Source organism: Bradyrhizobium sp. 186 (genome assembly GCF_023101685.1).
In the GTDB taxonomy this organism is placed as follows: Bacteria; Pseudomonadota; Alphaproteobacteria; order Rhizobiales; family Xanthobacteraceae; genus Bradyrhizobium.
In genome coordinates, this window is the sequence record NZ_CP082164.1 from 5,320,437 (window position 1) to 5,337,652 (window position 17,216).

Below are 17,216 nucleotides of genomic sequence, written 5' to 3' on the forward strand. Positions count from 1 at the left end.
GACGATAATCCCTGCCCTCTGTGATGTCGGCTATTCGGCGAGCCCGAGCGCGACGAGATGTGCGGCGCCGGCGCGGACGTCGTCGTGGTTGCGCAGTTCGAGGATCAGTCGCGGGTTGGAGGTCAGCCGCCCGAGCGCGCGGAACACGGCCGCCCAGCGGATGTTGCCCTCGCCCGGCGCCCAGTGCCGGTCGGCAAAGCCGTCGGAGTCCTGGAGATGGACATGCGTCAACATGTTGCCGGCGGCATCGACGTAATAGTCGACGGGCGGCGCGCCGGTCGACATATGCGCGTAATTGGCATGCCCCGTATCGAGCGAGACGCGCACCCTGGCGCTCTCGAGCGCCTTGGCCAGATGCACGCGGTCGCGCGGATCCTTGTCCTCGATGTTCTCGATGACGATTTCGCAGCCGATCGTCTCTGCGCGTGCAATCACCTCGGCGAGCGTCGCTCGTACCCGCTCGACCAGATTGCCGCGATTCTCGGGGTAGAGATCGAGATTGTTGCGATCCCAGGTCGTGAACGGCGAATGGATCACCATCTGCGTCGCGCCGAGGAACTCGGCGGCATCTAACCCCTGGAGCAGCCGCTTCGTCACCGCCTGGCGGATCATCGGATCATGGCTGTCGATCTTGAAGCCCCAGAACGGGCCGTGAATGCCGAGCCGGCCGGTATGGCCCGAAAGCATCTGCTTGATATCGCCGGCTGCGCTTCGCCAGTCGCCGTCGAGCAGGTCCGCGCGAAAGAAGTCCTGGATTTCGAGATCCCGCTGACGCTCGAGAAGCCAGTCGCGGTGCGCGGGAATCGATTTGATTGATAACGCGGCGCCCAGCACTGGCTTCGACATGGCTTGCTCCCTTGGCCGTCGGTGATGACGAGGGCAGCGCTAAACCACTTCAATGACAGGCCCGTGAAATGCAGGTTCCGGAACGCCGAGGAGATGTGGATATCCCAGGAGCGCCTGCATTGATTTCAGGCAGCGACGATCACGCTCTCGATGAAGACGAGCGCACGCGCGCTGAGCACACTCGTGTCCGTAGTGATCCGGAATGGAATCCTATCCTGATGTCGCGTACATCGCGCGCATCGATCGGCGGCCTTCCAAGGGCATCATCCTCTGATCGCGCTACATGGGGTTGGGGGACTACATGGGGCGGGGGATCAAAGGCTGGGGCAAGGTGAGAGGTCCGGACTCCTAGGCACTCCGGACCTCGCACTTTCTACATTGAACGCGATTTCGCGCCGCCCGGCTCTCCAGCTTGGCGGCGCGTTCTCGTGTGCTGTCCTGTTGGCTCGGGCGCTCACCGCGTCTGCGGCTCGATCGTGACGGTGCAATCGCCCTGCCCCTGCGTGGCGACCACGATATCGCCAGCACCAGCCCCGAGCGCGATCGGCGCGGAGGAACCGCCGCCGGGCAACTGAACAGTCACGCTCAACGAATCCGTGCGGGCGGTTGAGCCGACCGTCGACGGTTCCGCTTCCGCGACGTTGCCGGAGGCATCGCGCCGCATGATCCGGCAATTCACGTCGCTGCCGCCGGCTGCGGCCATGCTCGATGAGGTACCGCCACTCATTTGCGCGCGGGCTCGAGAAGGATCGCGTGGCACCTGGCTGACGATGCGATGCGTGCGCGGCTCCACGATGACGACATCCTCATCCGTCGCGAAATATTCGTAGTCCCGATATTCTGGCTCGATCGATACGATTTCCGGCGGGAGACGATGAAGGCGCAGACGTGGGGGAATCGTCTCGCCAACCCGGATCGAGATGTTCAAATTGCGCTCCGGCTCCGCCAAGCGCGCGCGGCTCAGCGTTTCGGAGATGCGCACCTGCTTCTCGGAGGTCACGCGGGTCTGCTGATTGACCTGCGTCTTGGTTTGGGTTGTTTGATTGGCTTGATTGGTCTGCGTGCCGGTTTGAGACGGGGCGCTTTGTGCGTTGGACGGTGGCGTCCGGCTCGTGTCGGTTGCCGTTGCCGGGCGGTTGCCCTGTTGCGTAGGAGCTTGCTGCTCGGCCGCATTGCGCGGTGGCTGGTTCTGGTTGCGCTCGTTCTGGCTGGCCGCCGTGCCGGCGCGGTCATTCTGCTGGCCAGCCGGACCGGTCCTGGATTTTTCGGACTCAGCCGTTGACTTCTGCGGGCCGGACTTATCCTGCTTCGTCTCTGCGTTGCTCTTGCCACTCTCGCGACGTTGCTTGGCGCTCTCCGCCTCACGGTTGCGATCTCGCGCCGGCTCGCGGGATTCTTGCGCCTGCTCTTTCGCGTTTGGTTGATTGCGCTCGGCAGCCGCCGCAGGTCGGTTCTTCTCTTCGTTGGCCTGGCGATTGGGGCTGCCCTTCTCCTCCCGCCCGGGCCCCTGCATTCTATCCCGGCCGCCTTGCGCGCGTTCCGGACCGCGTTCTTGAGCCCGTTCCTGAGCCGATCCACGATCGTGTTGCTGCGCGGCGCCTTTCGCCGGTTCCTCGGTTCGTTTCGGTTCGTCTCTCCGCTCGCCGGGCGCCTGAGCGTAGGCAAAGCCCGATGCGAGCATCAGCCCGACGGCAGCAGTCGACAACATTAAGTGCTTGCGCATGTCCCTCTCCTCATAATTTGCCAACAGACGCGAACGTCGCGTTGGCGTGAAGGTTCCTGAGGGGAACGGCGGCTGTGCGCCTCACCGGGCGCGCCAGATCAGGTCGTGCTCACATCGCGTCCTTCAGCGTGAGCCGCGCCGTGAATGTCACGCTGGTCTTGCCGACCAGCGCCATGCCTTCAACCTCGGCGCTATCGGCGGAGTAGTCGCCCGAGAAACCGCAGGTCACCTCCCTGCCGCCGAACGCGAGTGTCTTGCCGACGGCCTCGGTGTGCTGATTGACGGTCATCTCGCCGCGCCATTTGCCGTTCCGGAAGGTGTAGCTGCCGGTGTAGTAAAAATAACTATCGCCGCCCATGATGCGGCCTTCGCAGAGCACGACGACACCTTTGGCCTGGCCGCGCTTGCCGTCGCGCATCTCAATCTCAAAGATGTAGAGGCCGTTGAGGACCTTGTTCTGGTCGCCGCCCTGCTCGGGGCCATCGCCGGCCGACATAGCTCATCTCCCGCTCAAACCGGCACGTTCCGTTCCAGATCCTCGAGCCATGCCGCTGCGCTCGAATCGGACGGCGCGCGCCAGTCGCCGCGCGGCGACAACGAGCCGCCGGCCGAAACCTTCGGCCCGTTCGGCATCGCCGAGCGCTTGAACTGGCTGAAAGCAAAGAAGCGGCGCAGGAACACCTCCAGCCAGCGGCGGATCTCAGGAAGATCGTAGGCCTTGCGGCGGTCGCTCGGAAACGCTGGCGGCCATTCACCCTTGGCGACGTCCTTCCAGGCCTGGAGCGCCATAAAGGCGATCTTCGATGGTCGCATGCCGAACCGCAGGGTGTAGAACAGGTTGAAATCCTGGAGTTCGTAGGGCCCGATCGAAGCTTCCGTACTCTGCGGCTTCTCACCGGGCTTGACCGGGACCAACTCGGGCGAGATTTCGGCCGACAGGATCGACGCAAGCGTCCTGTTGACGTCGTCGCTGAACTGCTTCGAGGCGATCACCCAGCGGATCAGATGCTGGATCAGCGTCTTCGGCACGCCGGCGTTGACATTGTAGTGCGCCATCTGGTCGCCGACGCCATACGTGCACCAGCCGAGCGCCAGCTCCGAGAGATCGCCGGTTCCGATGACGATGCCGCCATGATGATTGGCGAGCCGGAACAGGTAATCCGTACGGAGGCCCGCCTGTACGTTCTCGAAGGTAATGTCGTAGACCTTATCGCCCTTGCCGAAGGGATGACCGATGTCCTTCAGCATCTGCGTGGCCGTGGTGCGGATATCGAGTTCCTGCCAGGTCGTCTGCAACGACTTCATCAGCGCGAACGCATTGGTCTTGCTCTCGCTGCCAGTGGCAAAGCCCGGCATGGTGTAGGCAAGGATATTTTCGCGCGGCAGGCCGAGCAGGTCGACCGCCTTGGCGGCGACGATCAGCGCATGGGTGGAATCGAGCCCGCCCGATACGCCGATCACGACGCGCTTGGTGCCGGTGGCACGCAGGCGCTGCACTAGGCCGGCGACCTGGATATTGTAGGCTTCGTAGCAATCCTGCTCGAGCAGGCTTTCGTCGCTCGGCACGAACGGAAAACGTTCGATCTTGCGCAGGAACCCGATGTCGGCGGCCGGCGGCTTCACGGCGAAGGCGACGTTGCGGAAGAAGCCCTCTCGCTGGCGACGGTTGTCGTCGAACGTTCCCATCAGCGCGCGTTCCTGCCGCAGCAGATCGAGATCGACGTCGGCGAGCGTGATCTGGCCGCGCTGCCGGAACCGTTCGCCCTCGGCCAGCAGCACACCGTTTTCGTAGATCGAGGTCTGGCCGTCCCAGGCAAGATCGGTGGTCGATTCCCCTGCTCCAGCCGCGGAATAGACGTAAGCCGCGAGGCAGCGCGTCGACGTCGATTGGCACAGCAGCGCGCGCGAGCGTGCCCGGCCGATCGTGATCGGGCTGCCCGAGAGGTTGATCAGCACACTCGCGCCCGCCAGCGCGAGCTCCGAGGCCGGCGTCACCGGGATCCACATGTCCTCGCAGATCTCGACGCCGATGGTCAGGCCCGGGACGTCCTCTGCCGCAAACAGGAGATCGACGCCGAATGGTGCGCGCAACGCACCGATCGCGATGGCCTCTCCGACGATCCCGGCGCCTGATGCGAAATGCCGTCCCTCGTAGAACTCGCGATAGGTCGGCAGGTAGGTCTTGGGCACGACGCCCAAGATGCTGCCGCGGTGAATGACGACGGCGCAATTGTAGATGCGGGCCCCATGGCGCAGCGGCGCGCCGACGATGAGCACGGTCATCAGCGTCGCGGAGGCCTCGACGATCGCGGCAAGCCCGCGCTCGACCGCGTCGAGCAGCGGATCCTGCTTCACGAGGTCTTCGATCGCGTAGCCGGACAGGCACAGCTCGGGAAACACGGCAACCGCTGCCGACTGCTTGTGGCAGTCCTTCGCGGCCACCAGAACCTCCTTCGCATTGGCCGAGGGATCGGCCACATGGGAGGTGGTGACGCAGGCCGCCACGCGCGCAAATCCGTGGGCATAGATCGAGTGAAAACTCATCGAGCGCAGTACCCTTAATCTCGTCGCGACCGGCCGCCGTTATCCGGCCCCCGCCAGCTCTGGACTCTATTTAACCCATCGACGTCGCCCCGTGCAGGCCATTCAACGGCATGCATAACGGATTTGCACCTTCGCCTGCCCCACCCCGTGGCGGTGTCAGGCGCTGCGCGCCAGCACGCCGGTCAGATCGTCGCGCAGCCACTCGGCGATACGAGGCCATGCATGCGCATGGGTCCGCGCGCCCATGAACAGGCCGAGATGATTGCTGGGCTCGGTGGCCGCCGCAACGAAGGCCGGCGGCGTGCCGAGCAGACTGGCGGTGGCGAGCGCCTGCGCTGCCGGCACGACGTCGTCGTCGAGCCCGGCCAGTAGGAAAACCGGGGCCTTGACGTCCTTCAGATGGATATCGCGGCCGAGTGCTGTGAAATGGCCGGTGGCGATCCGGTTCTCCCGAAAAATCCAGCTGACGATCTGGAGATAATAGCTGCCGGGGAGATTGAGCGTCTCCGCATTCCAGCGATCGAAGCGCTCGAGCAGTGCCGCGCCCTCATCACCGGAGAAGCCTTTTTGCAGGGCCGCCGCGATATCATCGTGGCTCGGCGCCTTCGACCAGAAGCGCAGCATCTCCTCGCCGCTGACATTGCCGCCACCACGCGCGACGAGCTGGTCGTAAACCAGTTCCGGCGCCCCTTTGGCGAGCCGCGACAGCGACGAGTCGATCGAGAGATCGACGGGCGCGCCGACCAGGACCAGGCGCCGTACCTTGGTGGGAAAGCGCGCTGCGTAGAGCAGCGACAACCAGCCACCCTGGCACAGGCCGACGAGGTCCACCGGCGCGCCGATCTCGTCGACGGCAACGTTGAGATCAGCGAGATAGCTGTCGATCGAGAGATAGCGCATGTCCGGCGAGGCCGAGCGCCAATCGGTGAGATAGACCCGGTCGATGCCGCCATTTTGCAGCGACTGCACCACGCTGTGGCCAGGTGCGAAGTCGGCGATCAGGGCACGGTGCAGCGCATAGGGCGCGCAGACCAGGGCTGGCTGTCCGGACCGGGTCCGCGAGCAATCGCGCAGGCGCATGGTCGCAAGCTCGAGTGCAACGGTATTGGGCGTCGTCCATGGCAGGCTGCTGTGGTTCTGCTCCGCCGGGCCGCGTTCCAGCCACCAGAAGCAGGCGTCCATGGCCAGACGCGCCGCCGCAAACGGCCATAGCATCGGGTCATCCGGGACATGCCCCGGTCCGCTTGGCTGCTTGCCGGTTTTCTCCACCACTTCTATCTCACGATCCTCACAGGAATGCCTCGAGGCCGACGACCGAAATGCCCCGCTCCCGAAAACTCTGGTGCGTCGCGGCTACGGAGCCGTCGAGGTCGATGCCGCGGCACGCGTCCTCGACAACGGCGACCTCGAATCCCGCCTTGCGGGCATCCTCCGCCGAAAAGCGGACACAGAAGTCGAGCGCGAGACCGGCGACGAAGACAGTCTGCAGCTCGCGTTCGCGCAAATATCCGAGCAGGCCGGTCGGCGTCCTCTGGTCGTTCTCGAACAGCGCCGAATAGGAATCGATGCCGCGACGGAATCCCTTGCGCACCACAAGGCTTGCCCGGGTGACATCCAGCTCCCGGTGGAATTCGGCGCCGCTCGTGCCTTGTACGCAGTGCGCTGGCCAGAGCACCTGGGTGCCGTAGTCGAGCTCGATCGTCTGAAACGGCTGCCTGCCCGCATGGTTCGACGCAAAGGAGACGTGGTCATGCGGATGCCAGTCCTGGGTCAGCACCACATTGGTGAATTTTTGGGCGATGCGGTTGACGGCGGGAACGACTTTCTCGCCGCCGGGAACGGCCAGCGCTCCGCCTGTGCAGAAGTCGTTCTGCACGTCGATCACCAGCAGCACGTCGCGGTCGGAAATCTTCATCGCAGATCCCATTCGATACGCCGGCGCGACCGGCGCCGAAGGCTCTCGCCAGTGTCGATCTTCCCGCGCGGCTTCGCAACCACCGACCGCGTGCGGCGACTTGCCGTTGATCCGTCCCCGGGATGCAACGGTTTGGCGTCGTCGGTGTTGACTAGGCTCGCCCAAGAGCGGATTCTCAATCCGGCCGCGAGATGCGGATCGGACTCAAGGAGGGGAGGAGTGGGTTCCCGCAGCCGGCAAGGCGCGGCAGCCACATGGTCATGAGTGTCGGCAACACAGCAAAAATTCTTCTCGCCGATATCGGCGGTACCAATGCGCGCTTTGCGCTGAGTCACGGCGAGCTGAGCAACGGCGACGAAATCGGGCCGATCGACTATGTCAAGGTCGCCGACTTCCCCACAGTCCGAGAAGCCATCACCGATGTGCTCCGACGGTCGGGCGAGCAGCCCAAAAGGGCCGTGCTGGCCGTCGCAGGCCCCGTGACCAACAACCGCTGCGTCATGACCAACAGTCCGTGGGTCATCGACGGTAACGAGCTCCAGCCCGCCCTCGGATTCGACAGCGTACACGTGCTCAACGATTTCGAGGTGGTGGCATGGTCCCTGCCCGCCTTGCAGCCTGCCGATCTGATCTCGCTCGGTGGACAAGACGGCCTGGCCGGAGAGCCGTTGCTGGTGGTCGGACCCGGGACCGGTTTTGGCGTCTCCTGCCTGGTCGAGCGGCATGGCGCCCGGCTGGCGGTCGTGACCGAGGCCGGCCATGCCACACTGCCGGCGGAGAACGAGCGCGAGGAGCGCGTGATCGCCTCCTTGCGCCGGCGCCTCGGCCATGTCTCGATCGAGCGCGGCGCGCTGTCCGGTTCGGGCCTGCAAAGCCTCTATGAGGCGCTGGCCGAGGTCGACGGCATCCAGGCGCCGCAGCGCGACGCTGCCGCCATCACCAAGGCGGCCCTTGATGGCAGCTGCCAGCTCAGCCGCGCGACGCTGGAGATGTTCTGCGCCATCCTCGGCTCCGTAGCAGGCAATCTCGCGGTGACCTTTGGCGCGCGGGGCGGCGTCTATATCGCCGGCGGGATCGTGCCGCGCTTCCCGGAATTCCTTGCAGGCTCCGTGTTCCGGGCGCGCTTCGAGGCCAAGGGACGCTTCCAGGACTATCTCCGCAACATCCCGACCAGGCTGGTCACGAAGCCGGATGCGAGCTTTGTCGGGCTAAAGATGTTTGCGAAGCACAACCCGGATTGATGCGTGATCGCTCTTCTTGTGCTCCGGTTCCGGTAATTCACAGGTGATTGCAGCGCACGCGCGGTTCCAAGCAGAATGGCGCTTGCCGGTTCGTTTCTGATGAGAAATAATCCGCCCCGTATATGGCGTATGTGTACGGGGGCGTGACATGCGTAAGCAGGATCTTGGGTTCGACTATCACCGCTATCACCGCCTGCTGACCGAGGCGGACGACGAGGACAAGCGGCTGGCCCTGATCGAACTGTTGATCGAGGAAAAGGCCAGGGACCAGCTCGCCGCGCAACGCGCTTCGGATCGCGCCGCCATGACGGCCCATACGATCGCCACTGTGCTGAAAGCCGGCCGCAACTGAGACTTGCGGGACCGCTTGCTACTCGCGCGAACACGCGAGCGATTGCGATTCGGTTAACGATCCCTCGCAATCCTGCGTCAAACTTTTTGCTCTAACCCGTCTTCGCGGATTGGCGGGTTTTGAAGATACCCGGTCGTTGTAAATCAAAGGCTTATGTCAAAAGGTCTTCACTACGGCGGTTGGCTTGGGTGACGGCGGCTGTGGTGATCCTGGGCGGCGGCTGCGGTGGCAGGCGGAGTTTCAGCCGGTCGATCAAGAGCTGCAGTTCGGGTTCTGGGTGGGTATAGCGAGTGAGCAGGATCTCGCGCCCGTCGGTGGTCGGCAGATGGACGTCGATCATCTGGACGGCGGCGAACTTTTCGAGCGCGCTGCGCGCGGTCAGCCCGGGCGCCAGCGCATGAAGGCGACGGGTCAGCGTGATCTGCATGCAGTAGGCCAGGAAGGCGATGAAGATGTGGGCTTCGATCCGCTTCTCGTCCTGATGGAAGACCGGACGGATCGCCAGGTCGCCTTTGAGATTGCGGAAGGCCTCTTCGACGGCGACGAGCTGGGTGTAGTATTGCCATAGTTGGGCGGGATCGTTGTCGCTGAGATTGGTGCGCAGCAGGTAGCGGCCTTCGCGCCGCCGTGTCGTTCGCAGCTTCTTGCGATTGAGCGCGAAGGTGAAGCTCGGGCGCTCCTTGTCGATCTCGATATCAACCAGACGCCAGGCGGCCGGCGCCTTCGAACGCGCGCCGCCGAGTTTCATCAGCAGCTCTTCGCGCGTGACCTCCATCGCGTCGATTTGCCGGAGCCGCCTCCACAGCCACTTCAACTGCCGCCGCCGCATCGCGCGTTCCTTGGTGACCCGATCGGCGCTTTGCGCGAAGACATAAAGCTCGCCGTCCTCGGCCAACAGCTTCACCTTCACGCCCTCCCGCGCCTCCTGCCATGGCTTTTGCAGCAGGTGCTTCTCCAGCCGGTTCAGGCGTCCCTTCGGCGTTCCCACCAGATACTGCACCGGCGGATCGCTGTTGCGCATCTCGGCCAGCACCGCCTCGGTCGGCACGCCGCGATCCATCACCCAGACCCGCCGCGCCTTGCCATATTGCAGTTCGATCTTGCCCAGGAACATCCGCAGCGTCTTGCTGTCGGCGGTGTTGCCGGGCAGCACCTCGTAAGCCAGCGGCAAGCCGTCCGGCGTCACCACCAGCGCGATCACGACTTGCGGGCAGTCCGGCCGCTTGTCGCGGCTGTAGCCGTGGCGGCGCTTGCTGCCTTGCGGCAAGTCCGAGGCGTTGACCTCGAAGTAGGTGCTGGTCAGATCGTACAGCAGCACGTCGAAGTCGGCGTTGAACAGATCGCGCCAACGCCCGACCAGATGCGAGAACAGCGCCTCCTTATGCTCGAGCAACAGGTCATGGCAGGCATAGAGCTTGTGCTCTTCAGCCAGGCCGAAGTCAGTCCCCAAGAGATCGGCCATCGCGCTGTTGCCGAACCATTGCCGATGTAGCCGCCATTCGCTGCCCGGCGCGATCAGCCGATAGGTCGCGAGCACTTGCAGGATTTGATCCCACCTCGTCTTCTTGCGGCTCGGGGGCAACCGATCGGCCCAGAACCGATCAAGCTGAAGTTCCTGCCACAACTGCCCGGCCAGCCAGCACGCGCCCCATTGGCGTGGGCGACGAAGCTGCATCTCGGACAGGCGAAGCTGAACGACAGACGCATCGCCTGCGACCGCATCGCATCGATCCTCCGGGAATAGCGCCAGTGTCCGCGGGCGGCCGGCATCCTCGTCGAACACCTCGATCGCCTTGCGCCAGGCCGCCGCCTGCGAAGAGTTGATCTCGCCGAGATACAGCACATGCCGCTGTACCACGCGTCCGTCGTCGAGCCGCTTGCTCTCGACGACGTTCCAGTAATGGTGCGCCTTGCCGTTCTTCTTTCGCTCGGTGCGTCGCAGGAACATGACGCGCAGAATCTATCCGCATCATCCCGCCCTTGGGAATCGGGTAGGTCTTCACTACAGCCATTTTCGGCCGAATCCGACGACCTCGCTCCTTGCAAATCAATCACTTAGCCGAGCAAAAAATCTCAAAATCCGCGATTTCGAGCGCGAATCCGCGAAGTCGGGCTAAGTGTTCCCTCACCTGATGCAATCAGGTCAACAAAGGGGGGAATGAACATGAGCATGATTTCACTTACCGCGATGCCGGCCGCTGTCGAAACGCGTCTTGGCGATTCTTCGTTCAAGACCATCTTGCTGGTCTGCTGCGCCGGCCTGGCCGCCTCTTTCAGCCTGATGGCGCGTGGCATCGACCTCAGCACCGGCCTGATGTGAGACGGCGGCAATCTTTTTCGTCAAATGGCCGCCTCCGAGGCGGCCATTTTCGTTTTGGCCCGATCAGCTTGGAACGGAGCCGGACGTCTCCGGAAACATCGAATCGATCATCGCCTTGAGCTGGTCGAGGGAGATCGGCTTGCGCAGGATCGGTCTGCGCCGGAGCAAGGACGGCAGTAGTTCCGGCCCGTAGCCCGTTGCGAACAGGAACGGCTTTCCTCGGCGTTCGATCAGGTCGGCGACAGGATCGACATAGACACCCATGAGATTGATGTCGAGGATGGCGAGATCATACTGCGCGGTCATCGCAAAGGCGCTGGCGTCCTGAACATTATCCGCTTCGGCGACGACGCGGTGGCCAAGCTCCTCCACCATGTCGGCCATCATCATCCGGATCAGCGCCTCGTCTTCAACCAGGAAAACGGAGAGTCCGCCTGCCATATCAACCCCGCGGCCATTATAGGAAGCTAATCATAACCGAGGCTGCGAGAGCATTCACGAATTCGTGGCAGGCGGTGTTAATCCAGACGCGCTCGATCCGATTCAAGTTGATCAATCCAACCCGCGCTCGTGGCTCAGGCGCACCATCTCCTGGATGAAGACCTGCTTCTGTTTGTCGTCGAGACTCGAATAGAGCGGCTCGGCAGCGTCGGCGACATTGCGCTGGTCAGCTGCGCGATCGATCAGGAACTGCGCCTCGTTACGCATCTGTTCGACGATGTCGTCCGGCGGATCCCGCTTGGCGCGCGCTACCCGCAGATTGAGTCGCTCTGCGCCATTATGCCCAAGGTAGTGCATGGCGCTCGAGAAGCCATACCAATGCTTCTCCTGATCGGGCGTGAGGTTCAGTTCGGTCTTGATCCGCTCGATGTAGGAATCGCTGTTGGTGACGATCTGGTCGGCTGTGAGCTGCGGCGTGCCGCTCTGGGTCAAAACCGTAACATCCTTGTCCTGGGGCGCGTTCTTGGCTTCCTTGGTCCCCTTGGCGCCCTTGCCCAACTTGGCGCTCTTGGCATCCTTGTCCTTGCCGGCGCCTTGCTGCTTGGCGTCCTTGGTTCCGTCCTTGGTGCCATCCTTGGCGGCCGGCGCCTGGTTGTTGTTATTGTTGTTACCGACCCCGAGCACGCCGGTGAAAACGCCGACCACGCCGCCGATTGCACCGCCCAGCACGCCGCCGACCGGACCGGCCGCCTTGTTGCCGGCCGCAGCCCCCTCCTGAACGCCTTTGACCAGGCCTTGCGCGTTCGCGACCGCGGCTGCGCCGAGCAGCAACGAGACCACGGCCCCCAGCGCGAACCATCGTCGCAGGTGAAGCCGCGCTGGCGGCGCCGGGTTGATCATTCTCATCTCCATCGTCGATCTGATTGGCCTGTTGGGGTGAGAGCCACCCGCCGGTTGTAACTCTATCGTTTTCGCAGCTTCGAGGTCTAGGCGCCGACAATTGCTATCCACGCCCGAAAAGTCTTTCGCGCGAAGCGGTTATGCAGGTTTGTTCGAAACTGCGGCGTAATTGCGCACGCAACCTCCGAAGCGGCATTACGCAAAGTGTGCGTCGCAAAATACGCGGCGATGGTTCACATCGAACGCGCGCCATTGAGCAGCGCTGACACGTCCGGGCCGACGTTAGTTCTAGACGACGAGTAGTTCGGCTTCCTCGACAGACGCGACCAATCATGATCTGATCGCGCTACCAATTTGCCGCGCCGCGCGTGTTTTGCCACCGCGGCGACGGCATCAAATAAGAAACTTCCAACAAGAAAAGCAAAATTCGGAAAGTTCAGAGGAAGCGCCAAAACAATAAAACACCAAGCGAGGAAACGAGATGTCACGCAAGACACTGACGCGACGTCAATTTGTGGCTGCCACTGCAATGTCCTCCGCGGCGCTGATCACGGCGCCCTATGTCCGCGGGGCCTACGCCGCCGGTAAAGTCTCGATCGGCTTCTGGGACCACTGGGTACCCGGCGCGAACAATGCCTCCACCGCCCTCGTCAACGAGTGGGCGGCGAAGGAGAAGGTCGAAGTCTCGATCGACTACATCACCAGTAACAACAACAAGATCCAGCTCACCGTTGCGGCGGAAGCCCAGGCCAAATCCGGCCACGACATCTTGCAGATGCCGACCTGGTGGCCGCATGCCTATTCCGAAAATCTCGAGCCGCTCAACGACGTCATGGAACCGCTCATCAAGCAGAATGGCGACGTCAACGGCACCGTCAAATATCTCGGCCAGGCCGGCGGCAAATGGCTCGGCATCCCCGCGACTCCGGGCAGCCAGATCAAGGGGCCCTGCTCCCGCATCGATCTGATGAAGAAGCTCGCCGGCATCGATGTCCAGGAAATGTATCCGGCAGGCGGGCCGCCAAAAGCCGACAACTGGACCCTGGACACGTTCCTGAAGGCGGCCGAGGCCTGCCAGAAGGGCGGCTTCCCCTTCGGTATCGGGCTCGGCGAAACCACCGACAGCGTCGACACCGCGGGTGCAATCTTCCAGTCGTTCGGGGCGGAGCTCGTCAACGCCAAGGGCGAAGTCACGGTGAAGACCGACGCGGTTCGCCAGGCCCTCGAATACTACAAGAAGCTGATCGCCTTCCTGCCGCCCGACGCGCCGTCCTGGGATGACGCCTCGAACAACAAATGGCTGATCTCGGGCCGCGGCGCGATGATCCTGAACCCGCCGAGCGCCTGGGCTGTCGCCAAGCGCGACGCACCTCAGGTCGCCGAGCAATGCTGGACCCACGGCTTCCCCGCGGGGCCAAAGGGCCGCTTTGCGCCGTACCTTCCCTACTTCTGGGGCCTCTGGAACTTCAGCAAGAACAAGGAAGCGGCCAAGAGCTTGCTCACCTATCTGTCACAGCCGTCATCGATCGAAAAATTCGTCGCGGCGAGCGGCGGTTACGATCTGCCCGCCTATGCCAACATGACGACGCTGAAGACCTGGGCGGAGGAAGGGCCACCAAAGGGTTCGCTCTACCACTATCCGAATCCTTATAATCATCAGACGCTGTCGATTGCGGCGTCTCCGGCGCCGCCCAAGATCGCGCAGCAGATCTACTTCCAGGCGACGCTGACCAAGATGGCGCTGCGGTTCGCGCAAGGCGAAAAGTTGGAGACCACGCTCGCCTGGGCCGAGGGCGAGTGCGAAGGCTTCATGCGAAGCTAGCCGGGGGTGTGCCGGGCGGTTCACGCCGTCAAGCGTGAGCCGCCAAGGCGCTCCGGCCTTCCCTTCGCGCGCCGCCAGGAGCCGACCGATCGGGCCGGCTTCGCCATTCGACACCTCTTATGAAAGCCTAACTCATGGCCGAAATCGTCGTTGAGCAGGGTCGTGCAGTCCGCACGGCGAGCAAACGCAACAGCCTCCGCAATGCCATGGGACGAAAATCGACGGTGGCGTTCTTCCTGACGCTGCCGCTGATCCTGCTGATTGCGCTGCTCGTGCTCTATCCTGCCGTCTATTCCGTCCATCTCGCGACGCTGAACAAGTCGATGCAAAAATTCGTCGGGATCGGTAACTTCACCTTCCTGTTCAAGCGTGACACGTTCTGGATGGTGGTGCAGCAGTCCTGCATCTTCGCGGTCACTGCGGTGTTCTTCAAGGCGCTGATGGGCTTCATCGTCGCGCATTTCGTGCACAACATTCCGGCCAAGGGCCAGCGCAAATGGCGCGGCATGTTGCTGGTGCCCTGGGTCATCCCGCCCGCGATGAGCACGCTGGCCTGGCTGTGGCTGTTCGACCCCTCCTACAGCGCCTTCAACTACACGCTCTCTTTCTTCGGCATCGGCCCCATCAACTGGCTCGGCGACACTTCGTGGGCGCGCTTTTCCGTCATTCTCGTCAACGTCTGGTACGGCGCGCCGTTCTTCATGATCATGTATCTGGCGGCGCTGAAATCCGTGCCGGACCAGCTCTATGAGGCCGCCGCGATCGACGGCGCCAATTGGTGGCAGAAGATCTGGTTCATCACCCTGCCGATGATGCGCAATATCATCGCCATCACCACGTTGTTCTCGCTGATCGTCACCTTCGCCAATTTCGATATCGTCCGGATCCTGACGTCGGGCGGCCCGCTGGATCGAACCCACATCTTTGCGACCTGGGCCTTCAAGGTCGGCATCGAGGGCAGCGACATTCCGCTCGGCGCCAGCGTCTCGCTGTTCATGGTGCCGATCCTCGCTGTCGCGGCGATCTTCATCCTTCGCGATGTCTCCAAACGCGGGAACGAAGCCTGATGAGCACGCTCGCAATCGACAAGGCAGGACCGACGCGCAAGGTCAAGCTTGGCAGCATGAGCCGCGACCGCACTTGGGCACTGCGCTGGTCCTACTTCTTCCTCGCGTTGTTCGCGATCTTCTCGCTGACGCCGCCGCTCTACATGCTGATCACGTCGCTCAAGAGCAGCGCGGAAATATCGGCCGCGACCAATCCGTGGTGGGTGTTCCACCCCACGCTGTCCAACTACGTCGAGCTTTTGACCTCGAACCAGTTCCTGCGTTTCTTCTGGAATTCGGCGATGGTTTCGATCGTGGTCGTGTTCATCACCATGCTGATCAGCATCCCGTCGGCATTCGCGCTGGCGCGAATGAAGTTCTGGGGCTCGACGACACTCGCCACCGGCGTTTTTCTCACCTACCTGGTTCCGGACAGCCTGTTGTTCATTCCGCTGTTCAAGATGCTTGCTGCGGTCCAGGACATCACCGGCATCACGCTGCTGAACCGGTGGTACGTGCTGCTGTTCGTCTACCCGACGCTGACGGTGCCGTTCTGCACCTGGATCATGATCGGCTATTTCGCCTCGATCCCGAAGGAGCTCGATGAGGCCGCGATCATCGACGGCGCCTCCTGGCTCCAGACCCTGACGCGGATCTTCATCCCCGTGGCGCTGCCCGGGCTGATCGCGGCAACCATCTTCGCCTTCACGGTGTCCTGGGCTCAGTTCCTTTATCCCCTGGTGTTCACGACCTCTGTGGACCAGCTGGTGCTGCCGGTCGGCATCACCACCACGCTGATCAAGGGCGACGTCTTCAACTGGGGTCAGATCATGACCGGCGCGCTGCTCGGCGCAGCCCCACCGCTGGTCATCTACGCCTTCTTGATGGACTACTACATTGCCGGCCTGACCGCCGGCTCGACGAAGGGTTGATGTCTTATGGCTGACGTTGCATTGCGGAAGGTGGTCAAGCGTTACGATGACGTCGAGGCGGTGCGCGGCATCGATCTCGATATCGCCGACCATGAGTTCATCGTGCTGGTGGGGCCTTCGGGCTGCGGCAAGTCGACGACGCTGCGCATGATCGCAGGGCTCGAGGACATCAGCGACGGCGATATCATGATCGGCGGCGACGTCGTCAACGACGTTCCGCCGAAGGACCGCGACATCGCGATGGTGTTCCAGAACTATGCGCTCTATCCGCACATGACGGTCGCGGAGAACATGTCGTTCGGGCTGCGCCTGAAGCACTATCCGAAGGCCGAGATCAAGGCGCGCGTGACCGAGGCGGCCCGGCTTCTGGACATCACCGACCTGATCGACCGCAAACCGAAGCAGCTCTCCGGCGGCCAGCGCCAGCGCGTCGCCATGGGACGCGCCATCGTGCGCAACCCAAAGGTCTTCCTGTTCGACGAGCCGCTGTCCAATCTCGACGCCAAGCTGCGCGTGCAGATGCGGATCGAGATCAAGAAGGTGCATCAGAAGGTGCGCACCACGACGGTCTACGTCACCCACGACCAGGTCGAGGCGATGACGCTGGCCGATCGCGTGGTGGTGATGAACAAGGGGCGCATCGAGCAGATCGGCACGCCGAACGAGCTCTACCACAAGCCGGCGACGCGCTTCGTCGCGGGTTTCATCGGCTCGCCGGCGATGAATTTTATTCCGTGCCGGCTGGAGGACGTCGACGGCAAGCTCAATATCCGCCTGACCGACCGCATCTCGTTCCCGCTGCCGCAGGCTCGCGCTATCAGCTACAACGCGCTGCCCCGAACCGAAAACCTGCTGCTCGGCCTCCGGCCGGAGCACCTCACCGAGTCCCATGCGCATCTCGAGCCCGGCGTCGAGAGCTTCGATACCGTGCTCGACGTCACCGAGCCGATGGGAATGGAGACGCTGGTCTATTTCGGGCTCGAAGGCACGCCGATCTGCGGCCGTGTCGATCCCAATGCCGGCGCCAAGGACGGGGCACCCATGCGTTTGGCAATGGACCTCAACAACATGCACCTGCTAAACGAGGCGACCGGCGCCGTGTTGTGACGGCCGGGCAAGAAACTCGCGCAGGCA

16 protein-coding genes are annotated in these 17,216 nt (G+C 63.1%); 7 read left to right on the forward strand and 9 right to left on the reverse strand.

The features are described from left to right. Nucleotides 1-30: 30 nt before the first annotated feature. The 6 genes from IVB18_RS25495 to pncA form a co-directional block, all read right to left on the reverse strand. Nucleotides 31-846, reverse strand: a complete 816-nt coding sequence (locus IVB18_RS25495) for a sugar phosphate isomerase/epimerase family protein (RefSeq protein WP_247983185.1) — start codon at nt 844-846, stop codon at nt 31-33. 454 nt (nt 847-1,300) lie between these two features. After that, nucleotides 1,301-2,569, reverse strand: coding sequence for a DUF1236 domain-containing protein (locus IVB18_RS25500; protein WP_247983186.1), 1,269 nt, complete (start codon nt 2,567-2,569; stop codon nt 1,301-1,303). Between the two features lie 109 nt (nt 2,570-2,678). Further along, entirely contained in the window at nt 2,679-3,065 is a 387-nt protein-coding gene (locus tag IVB18_RS25505) for a GrlR family regulatory protein (RefSeq protein ID WP_247983187.1), read from the reverse strand. Between the two features lie 14 nt (nt 3,066-3,079). After that, a complete protein-coding gene (locus IVB18_RS25510; RefSeq protein WP_247983188.1) occupies nt 3,080-5,113 on the reverse strand; it encodes an NAD(+) synthase in 2,034 nt (677 codons plus the stop codon). A 156-nt stretch (nt 5,114-5,269) separates the two neighbouring features. Next, nucleotides 5,270-6,385, reverse strand: a complete 1,116-nt coding sequence (locus tag IVB18_RS25515; RefSeq protein ID WP_247983189.1) for an alpha/beta fold hydrolase — start codon at nt 6,383-6,385, stop codon at nt 5,270-5,272. 16 nt (nt 6,386-6,401) lie between these two features. Next, on the reverse strand, nt 6,402-7,040 hold the full coding sequence (gene pncA / locus IVB18_RS25520) for a bifunctional nicotinamidase/pyrazinamidase (RefSeq protein ID WP_247983190.1): 639 nt from the start codon (nt 7,038-7,040) through the stop codon (nt 6,402-6,404). A 248-nt stretch (nt 7,041-7,288) separates the two neighbouring features. Between pncA and glk the strand changes: the two genes are divergently transcribed. Next, entirely contained in the window at nt 7,289-8,269 is a 981-nt protein-coding gene (gene glk, locus IVB18_RS25525; protein WP_247983191.1) for a glucokinase, read from the forward strand. A 148-nt stretch (nt 8,270-8,417) separates the two neighbouring features. After that, nucleotides 8,418-8,621, forward strand: coding sequence for a hypothetical protein (locus tag IVB18_RS25530; protein ID WP_247983192.1), 204 nt, complete (start codon nt 8,418-8,420; stop codon nt 8,619-8,621). 151 nt (nt 8,622-8,772) lie between these two features. Here the strand turns inward: IVB18_RS25530 and IVB18_RS25535 are convergent, their stop codons facing one another. After that, complete coding sequence (locus tag IVB18_RS25535; protein ID WP_247983193.1) at nt 8,773-10,569, reverse strand: IS1634 family transposase; 1,797 nt, start codon at nt 10,567-10,569, stop codon at nt 8,773-8,775. 216 nt (nt 10,570-10,785) lie between these two features. On the opposite strand from IVB18_RS25535, the gene IVB18_RS25540 reads away from it, so the two are divergent. Beyond that, nucleotides 10,786-10,941, forward strand: coding sequence for a hypothetical protein (locus tag IVB18_RS25540; RefSeq protein WP_247983194.1), 156 nt, complete (start codon nt 10,786-10,788; stop codon nt 10,939-10,941). Between the two features lie 63 nt (nt 10,942-11,004). Here the strand turns inward: IVB18_RS25540 and IVB18_RS25545 are convergent, their stop codons facing one another. Both IVB18_RS25545 and IVB18_RS25550 read right to left on the reverse strand, forming a co-directional pair. Further along, nucleotides 11,005-11,382 carry a response regulator gene (locus IVB18_RS25545; protein WP_247983195.1) on the reverse strand — a complete coding sequence of 126 codons (378 nt, stop codon included), beginning with the start codon at nt 11,380-11,382 and terminating at the stop codon, nt 11,005-11,007. Nucleotides 11,383-11,493: 111 nt separating this feature from the next. After that, the gene (locus IVB18_RS25550) at nt 11,494-12,282 is read right to left on the reverse strand and encodes a Spy/CpxP family protein refolding chaperone (protein ID WP_247983196.1); all 789 of its coding nucleotides are present in this window, start codon (nt 12,280-12,282) and stop codon (nt 11,494-11,496) included. Nucleotides 12,283-12,763: 481 nt separating this feature from the next. On the opposite strand from IVB18_RS25550, the gene IVB18_RS25555 reads away from it, so the two are divergent. The 4 genes from IVB18_RS25555 to ugpC all read left to right on the forward strand — a co-directional run bounded on the left by IVB18_RS25555 (nt 12,764) and on the right by ugpC (nt 17,189). After that, the gene (locus tag IVB18_RS25555) at nt 12,764-14,104 is read left to right on the forward strand and encodes an extracellular solute-binding protein (RefSeq protein WP_247983197.1); all 1,341 of its coding nucleotides are present in this window, start codon (nt 12,764-12,766) and stop codon (nt 14,102-14,104) included. A 134-nt stretch (nt 14,105-14,238) separates the two neighbouring features. Then, nucleotides 14,239-15,171: a sugar ABC transporter permease gene (locus IVB18_RS25560; RefSeq protein ID WP_247983198.1), complete on the forward strand. Its 933-nt coding sequence runs from the start codon at nt 14,239-14,241 to the stop codon at nt 15,169-15,171. Next, complete coding sequence (locus IVB18_RS25565; RefSeq protein WP_247983199.1) at nt 15,171-16,082, forward strand: carbohydrate ABC transporter permease; 912 nt, start codon at nt 15,171-15,173, stop codon at nt 16,080-16,082. Before IVB18_RS25560 ends, IVB18_RS25565 begins: the two co-directional genes overlap by 1 nt. A gap of 6 nt (nt 16,083-16,088) precedes the next feature. Further along, nucleotides 16,089-17,189, forward strand: coding sequence for a sn-glycerol-3-phosphate ABC transporter ATP-binding protein UgpC (ugpC, locus tag IVB18_RS25570; RefSeq protein ID WP_247983200.1), 1,101 nt, complete (start codon nt 16,089-16,091; stop codon nt 17,187-17,189). Nucleotides 17,190-17,216 lie beyond the last annotated feature (27 nt).